Origin of the sequence: Halogranum rubrum (assembly GCF_900114455.1) — an archaeon.
GTDB classification, from domain to species: Archaea; Halobacteriota; Halobacteria; order Halobacteriales; family Haloferacaceae; genus Halogranum; species Halogranum rubrum.
This window is the reverse complement of the sequence record NZ_FOTC01000001.1, coordinates 621931-641292: the sequence shown is the minus strand read 5'-3', so window position 1 is coordinate 641292 and position 19362 is coordinate 621931. Positions and strand designations below refer to the sequence as shown.

Annotated in this window: 12 protein-coding genes; 5 read left to right on the top strand and 7 right to left on the bottom strand. The window is 56.7% G+C overall.

The annotated features are described in order from the left end of the window. The first annotated feature begins 62 nt into the window (after window positions 1-62). Complete coding sequence (locus BM083_RS02995) at window positions 63-2432, top strand: STT3 domain-containing protein (RefSeq protein ID WP_089865564.1); 2370 nt, start codon at window positions 63-65, stop codon at window positions 2430-2432. Between the two features lie 83 nt (window positions 2433-2515). Beyond that, complete coding sequence (aglF, locus tag BM083_RS02990; protein WP_089865562.1) at window positions 2516-3238, top strand: UTP--glucose-1-phosphate uridylyltransferase AglF; 723 nt, start codon at window positions 2516-2518, stop codon at window positions 3236-3238. Window positions 3239-3253: 15 nt separating this feature from the next. Here the strand turns inward: aglF and BM083_RS02985 are convergent, their stop codons facing one another. The 3 genes from BM083_RS02985 to BM083_RS02975 all read right to left on the bottom strand — a co-directional run bounded on the left by BM083_RS02985 (window position 3254) and on the right by BM083_RS02975 (window position 7470). After that, entirely contained in the window at window positions 3254-4687 is a 1434-nt protein-coding gene (locus BM083_RS02985) for a sugar transferase (protein ID WP_089865559.1), read from the bottom strand. Between the two features lie 459 nt (window positions 4688-5146). Continuing rightward, window positions 5147-6277: a glycosyltransferase gene (locus BM083_RS02980; protein ID WP_177197517.1), complete on the bottom strand. Its 1131-nt coding sequence runs from the start codon at window positions 6275-6277 to the stop codon at window positions 5147-5149. 65 nt (window positions 6278-6342) lie between these two features. Then, complete coding sequence (locus tag BM083_RS02975; RefSeq protein ID WP_089865553.1) at window positions 6343-7470, bottom strand: glycosyltransferase family 4 protein; 1128 nt, start codon at window positions 7468-7470, stop codon at window positions 6343-6345. A gap of 96 nt (window positions 7471-7566) precedes the next feature. On the opposite strand from BM083_RS02975, the gene BM083_RS02970 reads away from it, so the two are divergent. Continuing rightward, window positions 7567-9165, top strand: coding sequence for an O-antigen ligase family protein (locus BM083_RS02970; RefSeq protein WP_177197516.1), 1599 nt, complete (start codon window positions 7567-7569; stop codon window positions 9163-9165). Window positions 9166-9321: 156 nt separating this feature from the next. On the opposite strand, the gene BM083_RS02965 is transcribed toward BM083_RS02970, so the two are convergent. Further along, on the bottom strand, window positions 9322-10629 hold the full coding sequence (locus BM083_RS02965) for a glycosyltransferase family 87 protein (RefSeq protein WP_089865547.1): 1308 nt from the start codon (window positions 10627-10629) through the stop codon (window positions 9322-9324). Between the two features lie 884 nt (window positions 10630-11513). On the opposite strand from BM083_RS02965, the gene BM083_RS02960 reads away from it, so the two are divergent. After that, complete coding sequence (locus tag BM083_RS02960) at window positions 11514-12947, top strand: lipopolysaccharide biosynthesis protein (RefSeq protein WP_089865544.1); 1434 nt, start codon at window positions 11514-11516, stop codon at window positions 12945-12947. Window positions 12948-12967: 20 nt separating this feature from the next. On the opposite strand, the gene BM083_RS02955 is transcribed toward BM083_RS02960, so the two are convergent. Further along, complete coding sequence (locus BM083_RS02955; protein WP_089865541.1) at window positions 12968-14113, bottom strand: glycosyltransferase family 4 protein; 1146 nt, start codon at window positions 14111-14113, stop codon at window positions 12968-12970. A 106-nt stretch (window positions 14114-14219) separates the two neighbouring features. Between BM083_RS02955 and BM083_RS02950 the strand changes: the two genes are divergently transcribed. Next, window positions 14220-15383, top strand: coding sequence for a glycosyltransferase family 4 protein (locus BM083_RS02950; RefSeq protein ID WP_089865538.1), 1164 nt, complete (start codon window positions 14220-14222; stop codon window positions 15381-15383). Between the two features lie 542 nt (window positions 15384-15925). Here BM083_RS02950 and glmS read toward each other — a convergent pair. Both glmS and glmU read right to left on the bottom strand, forming a co-directional pair. Next, entirely contained in the window at window positions 15926-17734 is a 1809-nt protein-coding gene (gene glmS, locus BM083_RS02945; RefSeq protein ID WP_089865535.1) for a glutamine--fructose-6-phosphate transaminase (isomerizing), read from the bottom strand. Further along, entirely contained in the window at window positions 17734-18930 is a 1197-nt protein-coding gene (gene glmU / locus BM083_RS02940; RefSeq protein ID WP_009376549.1) for a bifunctional sugar-1-phosphate nucleotidylyltransferase/acetyltransferase, read from the bottom strand. The genes glmS and glmU overlap by 1 nt, the downstream gene beginning before the upstream one ends. Between the last annotated feature and the right edge of the window lie 432 nt (window positions 18931-19362).

The following is a 19362-nucleotide window of genomic DNA, read 5'->3' as shown; positions in this document are numbered from 1 at the left end:
ACGAACCGGCGGCCGAGAGCGTCCCGGTGGCTTTTAGAGACTCACACGGTGAGTGCTACGAAATGACGGACGTCCGTGCGGCAACCAACGCCCTCCTCGAAGACCGGCCCGCCATCGAGCCAGCGCTTCGAGAACTCCTTGAACTCGACGAGCGCGGCCCGTGGACGTTTCACGAGACGAGTCTCGACTCGGGGACGTTCGGTGAAGTCGTCTCGGCCGGTATCGTCGAGAAGACAGACAGTGCGTACCGACTCGCCGACCCTGACGCCGTCCAGGCGGCGCTGCGCGGCGAGCGCCGAGACGAGACAGGAGCGGCGACCCGACGCACCACTCTGCGTCTCGACCAGGTTCGAGACCGTATCGACCGAGACGCCCTCGTTCTCCTCTTCGGGGCGCTGCTCGTCGTGGCGCTCGTCCGGTTTCTCTCCGCACCCTCTGTCTTCCGTGGTGGCGATATCGTCCTTCTCGGCAACGACCCGTACTACTACCGCTACTGGGTCGAACAGACGACGGCGTCGGCGGGACTGTTCGAGTTCGGTGCGCTCACAGACCTCCCGAGTGGCGTGACCAAGGGCGAACCGTTGCTCGTCGCGACGCTGTGGGTCGTCAGTTCACTACTCGGCGGGAGCACCGACGCAGTTGGACTCGTCGTCGCGCTGTATCCCGTCGTCGCCGCTGTCCTGACCGGGGTACTCCTCTACGGCGTCGCCACCTCGGTCTCCGACGACCGACGCGTCGGTCTCGCGACGGTGCTGATGCTGGCGCTCATCCCCGTCAACGCCTACCGAACTGGGCTGGGGTTCGCAGACCACCACGCCTTCGACTACTTCTGGCTGGCTCTCACCGCGCTGGCACTCGTGAACCTCCTCGGAGAAGACGAACACGACGAACGGTCGTGGCTCTTTGCGGGCGTCCTCGGTGCCGGCGTCGCCGGCCAACTCCTCGCGTGGGACAACGGTGCGCTCCTCGTTGTTCCGCTCGCGTTCGTCGTCACACTCGCTGCGGCGCTCTCCGTGAGTCGAGAGCGGTCGCCGCTCCGAGAAGGGGTTCCGGTCGTCGTTGGTCTCGTGCTCGCGTCAGCGCTCGTCTGGGGGGCACACACGGCACTCGACTGGCACTCGACGGTGGTCGCGTCGGTTCCGATGCTCTTGCTCGTCGGATCGGTCGGGGTCTTCGTCCTCGCCGAGGGGGCACAGCGTGCAGGGCTGTCGGCGCGCACCCTCCTCGGTGCCGAACTCGTTGCAGGGCTCGCCCTGCTCGTCGGCCTGCCGTCGGTGCTTCCGGAACTCACGCAAGGGCTGGACCGCGGGCTGAACACGCTCTTTGAGAGTCGGAACATCGTCGAGACGACGTCGCTCGTGAGCGGGGAGATGGGGACGCTCGTCGGTCCGCTTCTGCTCTTGGGGTTCATCTTCGCCCTCGGGCTTCCATACATCGGGTGGGCGACGCTCCAGGCGGGTCGTCGCCGCGACGCGCAGTGGCTGGCGCTCGCCGTCTACGCGTGGTGGTTCTTCGCCTTGGCGGTCGTCCAACTCCGGTTCGCCGGCGAGTTCTCCGTGTTTCTCGCCGTCTTCGCCGGTCTCGGGTTCGTCCATCTGGCGTCTGTCGTCGACCTCGCAGAGCCAGTTGCGTTGTTCGAGGATGGGTCGGGTGGGTCTGGTGGGTCGGGTGGCCCCCGGTCGCAACGTGGACGCGGCGACCACTCCGAGCGGGACGTGACGCTGGCGATGCCCTCTCGCCGAGAGGCGATGTCGTATCTCGGGTTCACCGCCCTCGTCGGCAGTCTCAGCTTCGTCCAGATACCGGTGAAGTTCAGCCAGTTGACCGTCGACGAGGCGGCGTATCGAACAGCCGCGTGGATGCGTGAGTACGCCGACGAGAAGGGATGGTCGTATCCCGAGAACTACGTCCTCAGTTCGTGGGGCATCAACCGGATGTACAACTATCACGTCAACGGTGAGGCGAAATCCTACGCGTTCGCACAGAACAACTACGACCGACTGCTTCGGGCCGACGACGCGGCAGCACAGTACGAACGACTCAGAGACCGCGTCGGATTCGTCGTCGTCGACGGGAGCGTGGCTGGGGGGAAGATGGCCGCACAGTTTTCGAACTACGGCAGCGAGAGCCAAAACATCGTCGCGCTGTCTCACTACCGACTCGTACACGTTGAGGGCCCAATTCGCGTGTTCACGCTCGTCCCGGGAGCGACACTGGTCGGTGACGCCGAGAGCGAGACGGTGACGGCGTCGGTCGGCGTCGACGTCGGTGAGACGACGTTCACCTACGAGAACACCGTCGAAGTCGCCTCGGACGGGACGTTCTCGGTGACGGTTCCCTACACCGGCGAGTACGAAATCGGTGGGAAGACGTACGCAGTCGACGAGAGAGCGGTGTCGGACGGAGCGCAACTGCGCCCCGGTGGGCAGTGAGCCGTGAGTGACGTGGCCGGCTATCGTGACAGTATAGCGACGAGACCGAGAGTATTTATCACCGCACGAGAGTGGACGCAGGTATGAAAGCTGTCGTGCTCGCAGCAGGTGAAGGCACTCGGCTTCGTCCGCTCACCGAGAACAAGCCGAAGGGGATGGTCGAGGTGGACGGAAAGCCGATTCTCACGCACTGTTTCGACCAGTTGGCCGAGTTGGGTGCCGACGAGTTCGTCGTCGTCGTCGGCTACCGGAAACAGGACATCATCAGCTACTACGGCGACGAGTACGAGGGCATCCCCATCACCTACGCCCACCAGCGCGAGCAGAGCGGGTTGGCACACGCGCTGTTGACCGTCGAGGAACACATCGACGACGACTTCATGCTCATCCTCGGCGACAACATCTTCGACGCGAACCTCGCCGACGTGGTGAAACGACAGCGTGAGGACCGCGCCGACGCCGCGTTCCTCGTCGAACAAGTGCCCTACGAGGAGGCCGGTCGCTACGGCGTCTGTGACACGAACGACTACGGCGAGATTACCGACGTCATCGAGAAACCCGAAGACCCGCCGACGAACCTCGTGATGACTGGTTTCTACACCTTCTCGCCCGCCATCTTCCACGCGTGCCACTTGGTGCAACCGTCGAACCGTGGCGAGTACGAGATCAGTGAAGCGGTGGATCTGCTGATTCGGAGCGGACGAACCATCGACGCGATTCGGATGGACGGCTGGCGCGTCGACGTCGGGTATCCGGAGGATAGAGAGAAGGCCGAAAAGAAGCTTCGAGAAGGCTCTTCGGTATAGTGAGGTATTGGTTAGTCAGTTAATCAGCTTTCTCTTGAGCATGGCCACGACGTCAAGGAGAACAAGCCACAGTTGTCGAATGACAATTTTGAGATCTAACCACGGAGATTGTCGGCGGATATAGGCTAAGTCGTACCGGAGTTTCTCTGTCGGCTTCGTACTCGATACCTTGTTAATCTGCGCCAGTCCAGTAAGTCCTGGTTTGACGAACCAACGCTTTCGCCACATCTCTGCCTCTTTCTCTAACAATGGCTCTTCGTCGATCCAGGCTGCACGCGGTCCAACGACGCTCATCTTCCCTGTGAAAATACTCCACAACTGCGGAATTTCGTCGAAGTGAGTACGGCGGAGGACGCGCCCCACACGAGTGATACGGTTGTTTGATTTGTCGTCAACCGGGCTCACGGATTCACTCTCAGGGAGCATTGAGCGAAACTTGTAGATCTGGAAAGTCCCACCCAGTTCTGCGGTCCGCTCTTGTGAGTACAACACCGGACCGGGGCTATCTAATTTGATTGCGATTGCGATGAGAGCAAGCAATGGCGCTGTGAGAAGCAATCCAACGGCAGCAAAAGTCACGTCAAAGGTGCGCTTCAGAGCGTAATCTTGCCAATCCCACGGTTCGAGATTGACTTCGACGATGTCTTGACCGTTGTCGGCGTCGATGAGGACGCTATCGATGTGATTTCGGTGCGCCTTGGCGGTGACGCCGTGTTCGTGGCACGTCTTGAGCGCACCAAAGAACTCTCCTCGGTCGGTGCTTCTGAGTGCGAAATATGCAGTATCGACGTCGTAATCCACAAGGATGTCCTCAAGCCGAGAGAGTCCACCGCGGTGTGGGAGGTTGTCAATTTGATCCGAGAGGATGCCACTCCCGTCTGTCGTTAGTGGACGTGTCTTCACTGGGTCATAGCGGACGTCAAAAGGACTTGGTGGTGAGACGTATCCGATGATTTCAGTGTGGACCTCGTTAAGAATCGCATCCATCTGCGTCGGGTCGTCGCCGATGATGACTCCTCGCTTCTCCTGATTCCCCGGTTTATGACTTATCAAGACAAACCAGAGCGGGAGTACAAACAGCAGAGTCGCGACAGTCAGGACGAGCGTTGACCGTGGGAGACGGTACGTGTAGTCAAAGTAGCCGACTGTCGCAAGCGCGAGCCCTCCACTAAGAACTCGACGCTGCGTGAGCATAATCGTGTCAAGGAGTCGTCGTGGGCGAGGTTTGAACATCGGCCACAGAGAGACGAGCATGATTGCCACGGAGACCAGAATTGCGATTCTTAGGTCTCTTCCGGAGAGAACCGTCTTTGGGAGCCGATTGAAGATGGGCACGATCACCGTTGGAGCAGATTGTACGACCTCGAGGTTCCCGACGAGTACAGAAAGGACGATTAGCATTACCGCTCCGAGGGCACTGACAGCACGATAAGTACCTCCGGAGAACATGGACCTATCTGGAAACCGATTCGATATAAATGCTGTCTTTCCTTCGGTATAGATACTGCTACAGTCTGCATTTCCAAAATAAAAATTAACTTATGAGGCTATTTTTTGTGTCCATTAAGTATTGGAGGAGATTCATTCCACAATCTGTACCCCGATTGAAGCAGGAGAATCTGTTCACCGTATGTTGCCTGCGCAATTGTCAGTCGATCTTTGATAGTTTCAGAAAGTGTATCTCGATTATCGCGTCTACTTTGGTTTGTCCTGTTCTATTGTAGATTCAACAAAAGTCACCAGCTAGCAGGTAGACGATGGAACTGTCGACTGACGCCGAGTACGTTTCGGCGGGTTCGACGGAGCTCGTATGCGCTGAACGGGTCTTTCGACGGCGTGCAGGTGGAGACGGCGCTGAACGCGACGACGGCCGACGCCACGTTTAGACCACGAAGTGAGAGACGGGCACTACGTAGGCTGGTCGAGAACTCCGGCGACCGCTTCTCGAAGGTTCTGACCGACCCGACTCCACGTGTACTTCGAAGTGACGAGGTCACGTGCATTTGTACCGAGCCGACGACGGTCCACGCAGCTATCGAGTAATGCGGTCGTCTTGTCTGCGAATGCACGGGCACCATCGGCGACGACGAGGTGTTCATTGTCGACAGCATCGATGCCTTCACGTGCGAGGGACGTGGTGACGACGGGTCGGGCGAGCGCCATTGCCTCGAGAACTTTGTTCTGCAGTCCAGCGCCGTGGCGCATCGGGGTGACGACGACGTCGGCGCGCTCCAAGTAGTCGCGAGGGTCTTCGACGAATCCGGTGACTGTCACCCCCGGTTCGTCGCTAAGCGCTCGAACGCGGTCGCTCGGACTCGAACCGACGACGAGGAACTCGACCCCGGGGTACTCCACACGAATCCTGGGGAGGATCTCGGTCGCAAAATACGCTGCTGCGTCCTCGTTCGGGAAGTAATCCATCTTTCCGAGAAAGACGAGGGTAGGGTCGCACCCGACGGGTTCGTACCCACTCGGCGTGTGGTCGAGTAGCTCGGGTTTCACGCCGTTCGGGAGGACCGAGAGCGTCGGGAACGATTCGCCGTCTGTGACGAACTCGCGATCCTCGTCGGTGATAATGAAAGAGTGGGCGAAAGACTGCGCAACACGTCGTTCGTACCGCTTGAGGCGACGCCACTCAACCGGGTAGATGAACCGCCAGATTCCGGTCGAATCGCGCGACGCTTCACGGTAGTTTCGAGAAATCGCGTCGACGAGGTCAACGATGTGTGGCGTCTCTCGACCACGGGCGTACTCGGTCGTACGGACATGGTTACAGTAGAGAAGGTCGAAGCAGTTCTCGTGCTCGTCGAGCCACTCGTCGACTGCCTCAAACCGATAGTAGTGGGACTGTAGAGGGCGACGGGAGACGACCCCAGGGATTGTATTCATGTAGAATCGGTGAGCGGGATACGCGAAGACGTGCACCGCGTCGAAGACGCACTCGAGCGCTTCGACGGCCGACTGGTCGACCGGGGTTTCGTCGATGACGAGGAGTTCGACGTCGTGCTCTCGCGCCATCTCGCGAGCAGTGTAGAACATCCGTAGTTTCGCACCACCTGTCAACGGATATGGAAGACGCGAACACAGGGAGAGAACGCGGGCCATTAGTTCTCCGACACCTCGGCGATTCGATCACGAATCGTATTCGCCGTCTCGTCCCACGAGAACCGAGTCGACCGCTCGAGTCCTCGTTCTCGCCTCCGTGTAGCGAACGCTTCGTCGCGGAGCACGCGGTCAATTCCGGACGCGATTGCGTCGGGGTCTGTCGGATCGACGGTAATCCCAGCGTCACCGACTACCTCTGGAAGTGACGACCGGTCAGAAGTCACGACGGGCGTCCCGGATTGCATGGCCTCCAATGGCGGGATGCCGAATCCTTCGTAGACCGATGGGTACGCGAACACGCTCGCGAGATTGTAGAGAAGCGGGAGGTCGTCGTCCGGAACGTAGCCCGGGCGATGCACCAAGTCGGTTGCCCACTCCGTTGTGAGGAGATCGTCGAACTCAGGGTCAGGAACGTGATCTTGGCCGACGACGACGAGGGGAACGCGGACATCCGCTGGGAGGGCGCGAACCGCGCGAGCGAGGTTCGAGAGGTTTTTTCGTGGTTCAACATTGCCAACGAAGAGAATGAAATCGTCGGGGAGGCCGTACTTGTTGCGAAGCCGCTCGCGCTCGCTGCTGGAGATGCCGCGTGGTTTGAATCGGTCTGCTGCTGCGGGATACGCGACACTTACTCGGTCGTCGGGAACGTCGTGGAACCGCTGAAGGTCGCGTTTAGTACTCTTCGAGACGGTGACGACGTGGTCGGCGGTCCGGACAGATATCGGGAGAAATGCTCGAAGATACCATCGGTAGGCAAGTGTGTGCGTCTCAGAGTGGACGCGATGGACGAGGTCGTGGACGACGACGACGCTCGGCGCGGGACAGGTAATCGGTTTGAGGAAGTTCGGACCGAAGTAGCACGAAACGTCATCCTCATGCAGCGCTCGCGGTAGTGTGACGTTCATCCACCAGGCTGGCGTCGCCGGTCCGAGGAGGCGGTCGGCGAGAGCAGGTGCTGGCAAAGAGGAAGGTGAGAACGAGCCATCGAGGGATGGAACCTCTCCGTGGGACGCGTGGTAGCCGATAGCGTCCATGTCGAACGAACGCGAAGTAAGAACCCCCCGCAGGTAGTTGCCAACACCTGACGTGTTCCCGGCGAGCGAGCGAGCGTCGGTGCCGACAGTCATTACAGAGTCATGGCATTCGCGTCGTGCATAATCCCTTCGCCTTCCTCGAACAAGGTGTCAAACGACTTTTGTAGAGGAAGGGTAACAAGAGAGATAATGCGAACGGCCTACCGGCACGGAATCGTCTCCGCCTCTCTACTCCTTCCGGTGACGCTCCTCCTCGGTGTGCTCCTCCAGCAAACACCGGTCCCGCTTCCCGGACTAGTGAGCCTCGCACTCACGTTGTCCGCGTGTGGGGCGTACATTCTCTACACGAAGGAGTACCGCGTCGGATTCCTCGCGCTCTTCGCGGTCACGTCGACGGTCTCCGCGAACGTTCCAGTCTTGGGGAGGCCCGCAGCGTTCGCCGGGCCGTCTGTCGGCTCGATCGTCCTCGTCGAAATCGTAGCTATCCCGGGGATAGTCTACTTGCTCTACGACTGGCGGGACTGGGACCACGTCGAGGTTCTCCTGACGGCGTACTCCATCTGGGCGGCGGTATCGGTCGTTTTCGGCGTCGGCCCGGCTAAGATAGCCGGCGTCTGGTTCGCCGCGTACTCCCTCATGGGTGTCATCTCGTACGCACTCTTTCGGCGGGCAGTGCAGAGAGAGGTCGTCTCCGGCGTCGAAGCCGTCTCTCTCTTCCTCTTCGCTGCTGCCGGTCAAGGAGTGGTCGCCTTCTGCCAGTTCCTCAATACGGCTAACTTTGGGCTGACCACGCTCGGAGAAGGTGGAAACTCGGACGGCGTGTACCTCTCTCTGCTCACCCACAAAGTCCCGATCGGAACGCACATCAGCGGGTTCATGTCGATGTCGTTTGAGTTCGCGAACTACCTCGTTCTCCTCCTCCCAGTAGTCGTGGCCCTAGCGGTGATGATGCGTCGGCAGAAACACGTCAGTATCGCCTTAGGATTCGCGGCTGTCCTCGCAGGTCTCGGCGTTCAACTAACAATGTCGGACGCTGCACGAGGCGGGATGATCCTCGCTCTCGTCGGACTCCTCGTCTCGCTTCTCGCGATGAAGACCGACAAACGGGCGGTCCTCGGTGCGGCAGTACCGCTCCTCCCGGCGTTCATTCGCTCGACGACGTCCGGACAGGGAACGACCATCGAGACCGGGGGGTCAGAACAACCTGAGGGTACTTCGACTCCCACCGGCACGCAGAGTGGGTCAGAACCAACTGGGGGAACTTCCACTCCCACGGGTATGCAGGATGGGTCTAATTCCGTGAACGTGAGCGTTCCATTTTTCGACCTCTCGAACCTCGGCGTCCGCCTCCAGCAATACGTCATCGGGATACAGATGTCTCTCAACCACCCCCTGTTCGGCGTCGGAGCGGCGAACTACCAACTGGTCGCGATGAGCTACGACGCCCCCTACCCACCAGGTGCCGAATACCCTTATCCCGCGCACAGTATCTACGTCACACTCCTCGCAGAGACCGGGATTCCAGGATTCACGCTCTACAGTCTGGCGGGAGCACTAGTTGTGCTTGCTGGACTGTACTACGGGGTAAAAAAGGACGATTTACTCGCTGTTGGACTCGCATGTGGGCTCCTCGGTACTTTCGCATTCGGAGCGTTCGACATCCTGCAACTGTACTATCCAACGGCATTCATTCCCATTTGGTGTTTAGCTGGGATTCTAGCAGGTCACAGCTCAGGGTTTTCTCTTCCTATAGAACCAGCCCATCAAAGATTCAGGAGCGCCTTGTGAGGAAGAACAACGTTAGACCATTCTCCTGTTTGATTTCTCCGGTACTGTTTAATGGTCCGTCAACGGTCGATTGATGAGTTCGGGGTACCGTTCTCCTATCTACGGGATTCGGAAAGACCGGCTATCTGTCAAAAGCGGCGTGATACAGGTGCGAATCTATAGATTCGTTTTATCATTGCTCACTATTCCTTTCGTAGTTCTCTCGGTCATATTCATTTCTTGTGCAATTCGAAATACGGCAAGTGCAAGAAGTGCAACGTTCGCCCACAGGCCAGTCTGCATCAGGGTCAAAAGGGGTTTCATTGTTGGTGTCGCGAAAATATCTAGCACGCCCCATGTCAATCGGAGCGCAAACGTACTCAAGTGCATCCCAACAAGGCTGAGGACGGGTAACCACGGCACACCGTCGCTCCGCTCATTTTCAACTAGCGTTAGTGTCACGACTGCAGGGATGAGTGGAATGAACGCAGTGCTATATAGTTCAGGTCCAACAAGTGGGACCGCGGCTACACCTGCGGCGATTACGTAGTGACCGTGGTGGTTCTCAACATCCCTAGCCAAGATTAGAAATCCTGCAAGCAGCACAGTAAGCGCGATCTTGATGTAAATACTTGCCGTGCCAAAAATGTAAAATGGTTCATAGTATCCCTCGTTCCAGGCTTCGACCGGATCTGCTAAATCGACCCAGCCTTTTCCGCCACGGAGAACTTCGTAGTAGAGTTGAAAATCGCCTGGTGCAGCGATTACTATTGAGGCGATAACGAAAACAACGAAAGTAAGGCCACTTCCCGCCAACCGCCGCTTTGATAATAACAGTCCGGCAGCAAGCGGCGCATAGAACGGCTTCGTGAGGACTATTGCGACGGTGGTGAACGCAAAAATGGCGGGTCGACTTGGACTTTCTGAGTGGACACCACCGTTCTGTTCAGCTTGCTCTTGGAGAACAAAGAGTAATGCAACTCCCGCAGCGAAGAAACCAGTAATCTGCCCAAGTTTCAGTGCATGGATTGCCGGGCTAAATGAGATGATACCTAACAAGAGTAGGCTCTTAACGCCTACTGATGTTTTGTATCCGAATTCGCTCAGGATTAAGTTAATTCCGAACCAGAGAGCGAGTATCCAAGCAGCATTCCAAACATTGCCTGCAATCTCAAAGGGCAATAGAGCAAATGGTAGGACGAACATGATATGAGACGGCGGATAAAGCCAAGGTGAGACTTGATTCTGGCGGATGAACGACATCGAAATACCGTCAACGTCATAGATTGATACCCCTTGCAAAAAGCGATGGGCGGCCACATAGAACGCCTCAAAATCAATATTTGCGCCTCTCCAAACAAGACCAGCTCGCTGCCCTAGTAGCTCAATCCCCCAGAAAGGGAGAATCGTTAGTGCCGCGATAAAGAGTGCGAAACTAAATTTTTTTGACATCCCTTCAAAATTAGGAATCGCAAGCTTTTGCATCTATTCGTATCTTGATATAGATGTTCATAAATCCGGCTATCCTATGGGAATTTAATTGAACCCAGTACCAACCGACTTGAGGCACCGAAGCATACCGGAAGATGATTGTGTTCCTCCGAATATATGTGATGTAGGCCCCCAGCAGTAGGAATACTCGCAGAGGGTATTAGCTAAGGAGAATCCTGCTTACTGTCATCGTCACAGTGCTATAGATGGAGACCAACCCCAGAGCTTGTTACCTAACCCTCGGATGTTTATACACTTGAGTGACGATACGGGTTTGAACTGCGGTCCTACCAATAAAGATGGTGCGTGGCCCGCCCAGGTAGTTGTATTACCGCTATTTGCCGATGCCATGCAAGGCGGTGTTCAGATATAGATTGAACGTTAGCCATTCCTATTTTATGAATGATTTATGGGACAAACACCCGTTTCATCGATTGTCCGGATGGTATTAACTACCTTTATCAAAAATAATACATTAACCTGGCTGTCGATGAAGCTTAGTATTTTCTTGCACCTGATTGATCTTTCCGATACTGTCCGGTTCTCAGACTATTCAGTTTGGTCATGTCAAATCTACTGTCCACGACAGAGTTCGGAAGACCTGATTTACAACCCAAAGGTGGTCAGCTACTAGGTCACGTCGCTGTCAGCGAGGTCTCGATCCAACTTGACGACGAACAGTACGGCTGTACGCTACCGCTAATCCTGAAACAACAAACTGATACACACAAAGTTTGAACCGACTAGAATCAATGTCTCAGCTCTCGTCGTCTTTATTGAACGAGGCGAGAAAGCCGGTCTCTCAGACACCGTGTTTCTCGTTAACCAGTAGAGACAAAGAGTGAGACGTTATACGGGAGGAAGAACGAGAGAGAACAATGGCTGATCGTTTCTTTCGCGATGCGGGCTTATATGCAATATCAACTGTTTTCCCGGCCATTCTGGGTCTAGCTCTCGTCTCGATTTTCTCTCACGCATTCACGGCGGCGTCATATGGGGAATACTCTCTCGCGATGGTGTTCGTGACCATTATCAGCACATTCAGTACAGGATGGCTAGAACAAGCGATACTCCGCTATGAGCCGGAAACGGACACAGACAACCTAATAGAAAACACTGTCACCGTCCTCGTAGGGGAGTTTGTTCTTGTTGTGGGCCTCGGTATCATAGTGTACTTCATTCAGGGATTTCTCCCCACAGGGTACCAGAAATTCTACGCCCCCGTCATTTGTCTGGCACTAACTCTGAGTGCATTTCGAATCTCTCAGGCTGTGTATCAATCGAAGCTTCAGTCGGCGTCGTTGACGAAGTTGAAACTAGTCAGATCGGTATTGCAGTTCGTCGTAATTATTGGCCTCGCGATTTACATTCTCGATGATATCACGGGATGGCTCTGGGGAACGGTACTGGCAACAGGGTCAGTCACGATGTATATGGCGTTTCAGATGGAGGGTGTGAGAATTACGTATCGACCGGATACGGATTTGGTTCGGCGAATGTTCGTATTCGGTGTTCCACTTATCGGTTGGGCGATGGCCCACCAACTATTGAACTTTAGTGATCGATTTATTTTAGAGATACTTCGTGGGAGTACGCAAGTCGGAATATATTCATCGAACTACACGATAGCGAGCCGAAGTTTAGGTCTCGTTTCCGGACCGTTCATTATGGCCGTGCACCCGATAGTGATGAACACCTGGACGGGTGAGAACCACGAAGAACTGAGCGAGATGGTTCGAACATACACGCGGTATTTTTTGATCGTAGGGGTTCCGGCAGTAGTGTATCTGTCAGTTCTGAGTGAGCCGGTTGCAGAGTTCATGCTTGCTGAATCGTACGCAAATGGTTACCTAGTGATTCCGATCGTTGCCAGTGGAACCTTCATATGGGGCCTCTCGAATATTGGTCACAAAGGTCTAGAAGCGAAAGAGAGGACGTTCACGATGTTAGCTGGAGCAACGATTGCTGTCGTACTGAACATCGTGCTGAATATTCCACTAATACAGCGATACGGCTACTTGGGTGCAGCCCTCGCAACGCTGCTGAGTTTTAGTTTTTATCCTGTATTCATATACTTCGTCTCACGGAATGGGATCCGCTGGCAAATACCGACCTATACCGTTCGAAATGTACTCCTCGGATGCATACCAATAGCTATCGGATATATCGCACTCTGGTTCACGACATCATACAGTATACTAGCTACACTCGCAATAGTTCCAGTGACAGGGCTATTTTACCTAGTAACGGTTTACAGTCTCGGCGAAGCTAGCGAAGAAGAGATTGAGATGTTACGGCAAATTTCGAGATAAGCGTTCGGCAAAGTCTTAGACTAGGGAGACTGGGATAGTTCATTTGTCGCCGTGGTAAACGTGTCAACAGCCATTTTTAGGTCGTAGTTCCGGATCGTGTCTCTAGAGCGTTCCCCCATCTGGTTACGGAGCTCCTGGTTCTCTAGTAAGTTTGCGAGTGACTGGTGGAGCATAGAGACATCTCCTGCTTCAACAATCAAGCCGTTGTCGTTGACCAGTTCACGGGCCCCCACATCAGTAGTAGTGATAACTGGAAGTCCAAACATCATCGCCTCGTTCACGACCAGTCCCCATGGGTCGTTGTACGAAGGCAAGACGAACACGTCTGAGCGCTTGAGATATGTGGCTTTGTCTTTGTCTGAGAGGTATCCAGAGAAGGATATTCGGTCGTCGTTCTTACTGAGTTCGAGTAGTTCGTCCTCTGCCTCTCCAGCACCCCCGATAATTAGTCGGGCATGTTCGTCTTCAATACGTTTGAACGCTCGGATCAGGTCGTGGACACCCTTCCGTTCGGAGAGATAGCCCAAGAAGAAGAAGACACAATCCTCTGAATCGAAATTACGTTCGATTTCTCGATAGAGAGATGGGTCTACTCGGTCGGTGAGGTCGTCTGCGATCACTTGTGTCCCGACAGAGATCTGGTTCGATCGAATACCGTGAGACTCGAGATACTCAACCGTATCTTGGCTATACGCAATAAATTGGTCCACGCTTGAGTATACCAACTTATCTAGCGGCCATAATACTCTGCTACCGATCTGGTTAACACGGTCGTAGTAGCCGCGGGTCGTTCTACCAGACCAAACAATAACTGGGATACCGTGGTATCGTGCAGCGAGCGCAACGGTCAACCGGGTGAGAGTAATTCTTGGGTCGTCGTCGAGAATTACTACGTCGTAGTCGGTAAGTGTGAGATCCTGTAGGACGGTCGGATTCAAGAGTAACTGTGCGAGACTGTGATTCCGGAGAACCTCACCGCTGAAATTGTATCCCGAATCGAGTGACTCGTCCCAATATCGACTACCCCCGGAGCGAGTACAGAACGCGACGTGGAGGTCGAACTGTTCACCAAGAGCATTAAAGAGGGGGAGCCGATACGGAGAGACCTCACTGTGGAGGAGTAAGACAGACTTCGAGCAGTCCTCGGTTCGGGCGGACTCCGTCATTGAGATAGAATAACCCGACGGTAACTAAGAGCATTCGCATCAACCCGGGTGGAGGAAGCGATAATCAAGCGTCACAACTAAGAATAGATGGGACATCCAACGGAATATGGCAAAAGTAGGGGTCGTGCAGGCTGATTTGAGTCGACTTGGAGGGGGTCAAGTCGTCTGCATGAACGTAATCGAATCCCTACAGAGAGAGCACGAAGTCGAGGTTCTAACCGCGAGTTCCGTGGATATAGAGAGCCTCAACGAGTATGCCGATACGTCTGTCGAAGACGTACCAGTAAAGAAATTAGGGACGATACCACAACTGGTGAACAAATACCGAGGAAGGCGGTTCGTTTTGTTGGAGGTGGCACTGATCAACCGGTACGTCAAGAGCGTACGCGAGGAGTATGATGTCCTCATAAGCACGGTAAACGAACTAAGTTTACCGGGACCTGCAGTGCAGTACGTTCATGTGCCACAGTTCGACCGCTCGTCTGTTCCAGGAGAAGAAGTGGACACCACAGTCTACAGTCTCTACAATAAGGTATGTAAGTGGCTAGCTCAGTATCGGGAAGAAGATGTGACTCAGTCTAAACTGCTAGCAAACTCGAATTGGACTGCAGATGTCACAGAGAACATTTATGGGATACGACCAGAAGTCCTGTATCCTCCGATCGACAGCCAGTTTCGCTCAGCGAAACCGTGGAACGACCGCGAGGATGGATTCGTCGCGGTCGGTCGGATAGAGGCGACGAAGAACTACGAGCGCTTGATTACAATTGTCGATAGGCTTCGAGAGAGAGGTTATTCGACGCATCTCCATATCGTCGGTCCTGCTGACTCTGATGAATATGCATCTCACATCAAGGATTTAGTTGAAGAGAGAGAGTACATACTGTACGAAGGGAAGGTTCCTCGCGAGCGGTTGTTTGAACTCCTATCCGGCCACAAATTCGGCCTTCACGGGAAGGATTACGAGCACTTTGGGATGGCTGTGGCCGAAATGATGTTAGCCGGTGAGATACCGTTCGTTCCACGAAGCGGAGGACAGCAGGAGATTGTAAACAACGACGCACGGCTCCTTTATGAGAGCGAGGAAGAAGCAGTAGAGAAGATAGCGTTCGTGCTGGAAGATCCTCACGAACAGGAGTCGATTCGCCAAGGTTTCCCAGATGCGGAACAGCAGTTCAGCCGCGATCGATTTAAGAAACGAGTCGAAGAGATAGTGAGAGAGATTCTTGAAGAACAAGGCCAAAAGACTAACTCAACCGTGAGGTACTGACCGAGAGTGAAGCCGAATATTGTCGTTCTGCTTCTGGACACGGCCCGACGTGATCGAGTGAGCTGCTATAGCAGCGACGAAAGGGAGACAACGCCGTTCATCGATTCACTCGCCGCTGATAGAGTGAAATACGAACAAGTAAAACAACACCTCGAAGATCTGGATTTTTCTAAACCGGCCGATGAGACGTTCAGTTAGACGTGACTATCTGCATCCATCGAAATAGGAGAAGCGAATTCGAACATCCGAGTGTTTAGCGCCGAGCGAATCGAGGAGTGATCGGTACTGTGGGCCTCCCGATTGCCAGAGCGACCGGCCCTACCGATAACTGCCTGATCGGGGACCGAGCGGCGAATATGGCGACGATCACGTTGCGGCGGCGTGACTCCCGACGAATCCTGTCCTACCCGTAACGAGAATCGTCTTTCCCGAGATCAGTGGCCCTCTTGCTCACACGTCGAGACTGCACATAGACAATTGTTGTTCTGCCGTCGTTCTGGCGAGCCGCCACGACTCCACTGCTCGTTGACAACGTCTGACTCTTACTCCACCGTCACACTCTTCGCCAGATTCCGCGGCTTGTCGATAGACCGCCCCAACCGGGCGGCCATGTGGTAAGCCACCAACTGCAGTTGCACGTTCGCGAGCACCGGACTCGTGCGTTCGTGTGTCTCGGGAATCTCCAGGACGTAGTCGGCGTAGCGTTCGACTTCGGCTTTCCCGTCCGTCACGGCGACGACGGGCGCGTCGCGCGCTTCGACCTCTTTGATGTTGCCGAGCGTCTTTCGCGCCTCCTCGTCGTCGCCGGTCACGATGGCGAAGACGGGCGTGTTCTCGGTCACTAACGCGAGCGGACCGTGTTTCAACTCACCGGCGGCGAACCCTTCGGCGTGCTCGTAGGTGATCTCCTTGAACTTCAGTGCGCCTTCGAGCGCGACCGGATAGTGGAGGCCGCGGCCGATGAAGAAGAACGCCTCTGCGCCGAACAGTTCGTCGACGAGTTCGAGTGCCGTCGAGTCGTCGAGTACCTGCTGGACGTGTCCGGGGAGGTCACGAAGGCCGGCGATGAGCGACCGAAGCTCTCCAGTCGGACTGCCACTCGGGCGAAGTCGCTCGACGAGCAGGTTCACTCCGACGAGTTGCGAGGAGAACGTCTTCGTCGCGGCGACCCCGATCTCGGGACCGGCGCGGAGATAGAGTGCGTGGTCACACTCGCGGGCGGCGCTCGACCCGACGACGTTGGTCAGCGCGAGCGTCTCCGCCCCACGGCTCTCGGCGTTCCGGAGGGCGCTCAGGGTATCGGCCGTCTCGCCGCTCTGGGTGATGCCGACGACGAGCGTGTCGTTCGGGAGCGGTGGATGCGTCGTCGCGTACTCGCTGGCGAGGTAGGCGTTCGCCGGGATGCCCACTTCGTGGAGGAGCGTCGTCGCGTAGAGGGCAGCGTGGTACGAGGTCCCGCAGGCGACGAACTGAACCGCACTCGGCGTGTCGAGGTCGTCGAGTTCGTCGACGGTGACGCCGCCGCTCACCTCGTCGACGCGCCCGCTGAGACACTGTCTGAGTGCCGTCGGCTGCTCGTTGATCTCCTTGAGCATGAAGTGGTCGTAGCCACTCTTCCCCGTCTGTTCTGCGCTCCACTCGACGGTGTCGACAGTCGGGGTCGTCTCGGTCCCCTCGTGGTCGAAGACCGTCCAGCCGTCCGCTCGCAGTTCGGCGAACTGGCCGTCTTCGAGGTAGACGACGTCGCGCGTGTACTCCAAGAACGCGGGGACGTCACTCGCCAGATAGTACGCGTCGTCGTCGATGCCGAGGACGAGCGGCGAGTCCTGTCGGACGGCGAAGATGGTGTCCGCGCCGGCGACGACGGCGGCGATGGCGTAGCTCCCCTCTAACTGGCTAATTGCATCTCGAAACGCGTCTCGCGGGGACGCCCCCTCGTGCAGCGACCGCGCCATGAGATGGGGGACGACTTCCGAGTCGGTGTCGCTCGTGAAGACGACACCCTCGCGTTCGAGTTCGTCGCGGAGTTCTTGGTAGTTCTCGATGATGCCGTTGTGGACGACGGCGACGTTCCCCTCGGTGTCCGTATGAGGGTGGGCGTTACGGTCCGAGGGCGGGCCGTGGGTACTCCAGCGCGTGTGGCCGATGCCGACGCTCCCCGAGAGCGTCGTGGTGTCGACGACCTGTTCGAGCGCGTCGAGTTCGCCCTGTTTCTTGACGACGTCGATCGAGCCGTTCGCCAGTGCGATGCCCGCAGAGTCGTAGCCGCGGTATTCGAGCGTCGAGAGCCCCGAGAGGAGCGTTTCGACCGTCCGGTCGCCGCGGCCGACACAGCCGATAATGCCACACATCAGTTGACGACCTCCACGTCGTCGTCGACGTTCCGAGAGAGTACCGTTCCCGCCTCGACGGTGACGTTCGACCCGACGAGCGTACCCGGTGCAATCGTCGACCCGCCGCCGATTTCGCTCCGGTCGGCGACGACGCCACCGAGACGGCAATGTTCGTGGACGTCGGTACCGACACGCACGTCGGCGACGCCGCCACTCACGACAGTTCCGGCTCCGATTCGGACGGACTCACCCGTCACGCAGTCGCGGACAGTGGCGTTCTGGCCGACGCGCGAGTCCGCGTCTATCGTCGACCCGTCGACGACGGCCCCAGCGTTGATCGTGACGTTTCGACCGAGAGCCGTGTATGGACCGACGACGGCCTGCGGGCCGACTGCGCAGTCGGGGCCGACGACGACCGGTGCCTCCAGCGTCGCATCGTCGTGGACGCTGGCAGACGGCGAGACGTAGACGCCGTCGTCAGTTTCGGGTTCGGAGACCAGCCCACGTGTCACCAGCGCGCGCGCGACGCTCAGGAGGTCCCACGGGTACGTCGCGTCCCACCAGACGCCCGTCGCGCGCACGCCACGGACGCACTGTTGGTCCTCGTGGATGAGCGTCCCGAGTGTGTCGGTCAGTGCGAGTTCGCCGTGCTGTCGCGGCGTCTGTTCGATTTCACTGAAGAAGGACGGGGCGAAGGCGTACACACCGGCGTTCAGCAGGCGGTAGGTGTCGTCGATGGGCTTCTCGACGATTTCGGTCACTCGGTCACCGTCCATCCGGACGGCCCCGTAACTGGACGCCTGGTCGCTCTCGACGATGGCGAGCGTCGCGACGTCTTTGACCGTATGCGCCTCGATGACGGCGCGAACCATCTCTTGGTGGACGATCTGATCACCGTTGACGACGAGGAAGTCCGAGTCGAGTCCGGCCTCGGCCTGCAAGAGAGCGTGGCCGCTCCCGAGTTGCTTCGTCTGGTGATGGTACGTGATCGCTTGCCCGCGATAGCTCGCACCGAAGTGATTCTGGACGCGGTCACGCTTGTACCCGACGACGATGTGCAGGTCGTCGATACCGGCGTCCACCAGTGCGTCGAGGACGTACTCCAGAATCGGACGGTTCGCTGCCGGGAGCATCGGCTTCGGTCGATGTCGTGTGAGGGGACGAAGCCGCGTTCCCTCACCCGCTGCGAGAACGACGGCCGAGGAGATAGTCATACAGAACGGCTATTTGTGGGGCACTAAGTATCTTGTCGTCGAAACAGTCGTGGCCAGCATCATCCAGCGACGAACCTGTCGAAAGGATCCCAATTGTCTCGGCCGGTGTAGCGCATTCTGAATAGAACTAGTTAAATAATTCTGTGAATAGCTATAGCGGGGGAGGGTACTCTCCTCGTCTGTTGATAAGTGAGATTATCGGCACTGTCTAGACAAGGAACTAACAGGTCGAAGAGCTAGTTGTTTATCCCGCTCTCAAACCTGCTCGGGCAAACACTGCCAGTCACGTTGTCCAGAGAGCGAAACCGAAGGAAGCGTGCTACATGAAAACCACGCGGTACGTGGCTCAAACCGCACATATTTCTTGGCTGGTCGATACAAACTACCGTAGCGTCCATGTCTAGCCGATTTTTTAGCTCGTCGTGAGACTCG

Bases quoted from the DNA above. Each gene is read 5' to 3' on its own strand.
- BM083_RS02975 (WP_089865553.1), bottom strand. From the start codon at position 7,470: ATGACTGTCGGCACCGACGCTCGCTCGCTCGCCGGGAACACGTCAGGT.
- BM083_RS02980 (WP_177197517.1), bottom strand. From the start codon at position 6,277: ATGTTCTACACTGCTCGCGAGATGGCGCGAGAGCACGACGTCGAACTC.
- BM083_RS02960 (WP_089865544.1), top strand. From the start codon at position 11,514: ATGGCTGATCGTTTCTTTCGCGATGCGGGCTTATATGCAATATCAACT.
- glmS (WP_089865535.1), bottom strand. From the start codon at position 17,734: ATGTGTGGCATTATCGGCTGTGTCGGCCGCGGCGACCGGACGGTCGAA.
- BM083_RS02985 (WP_089865559.1), bottom strand. From the start codon at position 4,687: ATGTTCTCCGGAGGTACTTATCGTGCTGTCAGTGCCCTCGGAGCGGTA.
- BM083_RS02970 (WP_177197516.1), top strand. From the start codon at position 7,567: ATGCGAACGGCCTACCGGCACGGAATCGTCTCCGCCTCTCTACTCCTT.
- aglF (WP_089865562.1), top strand. From the start codon at position 2,516: ATGAAAGCTGTCGTGCTCGCAGCAGGTGAAGGCACTCGGCTTCGTCCG.
- BM083_RS02955 (WP_089865541.1), bottom strand. From the start codon at position 14,113: ATGACGGAGTCCGCCCGAACCGAGGACTGCTCGAAGTCTGTCTTACTC.
- BM083_RS02950 (WP_089865538.1), top strand. From the start codon at position 14,220: ATGGCAAAAGTAGGGGTCGTGCAGGCTGATTTGAGTCGACTTGGAGGG.
- glmU (WP_009376549.1), bottom strand. From the start codon at position 18,930: ATGACTATCTCCTCGGCCGTCGTTCTCGCAGCGGGTGAGGGAACGCGG.
- BM083_RS02995 (WP_089865564.1), top strand. From the start codon at position 63: ATGACGGACGTCCGTGCGGCAACCAACGCCCTCCTCGAAGACCGGCCC.
- BM083_RS02965 (WP_089865547.1), bottom strand. From the start codon at position 10,629: ATGCAAAAGCTTGCGATTCCTAATTTTGAAGGGATGTCAAAAAAATTT.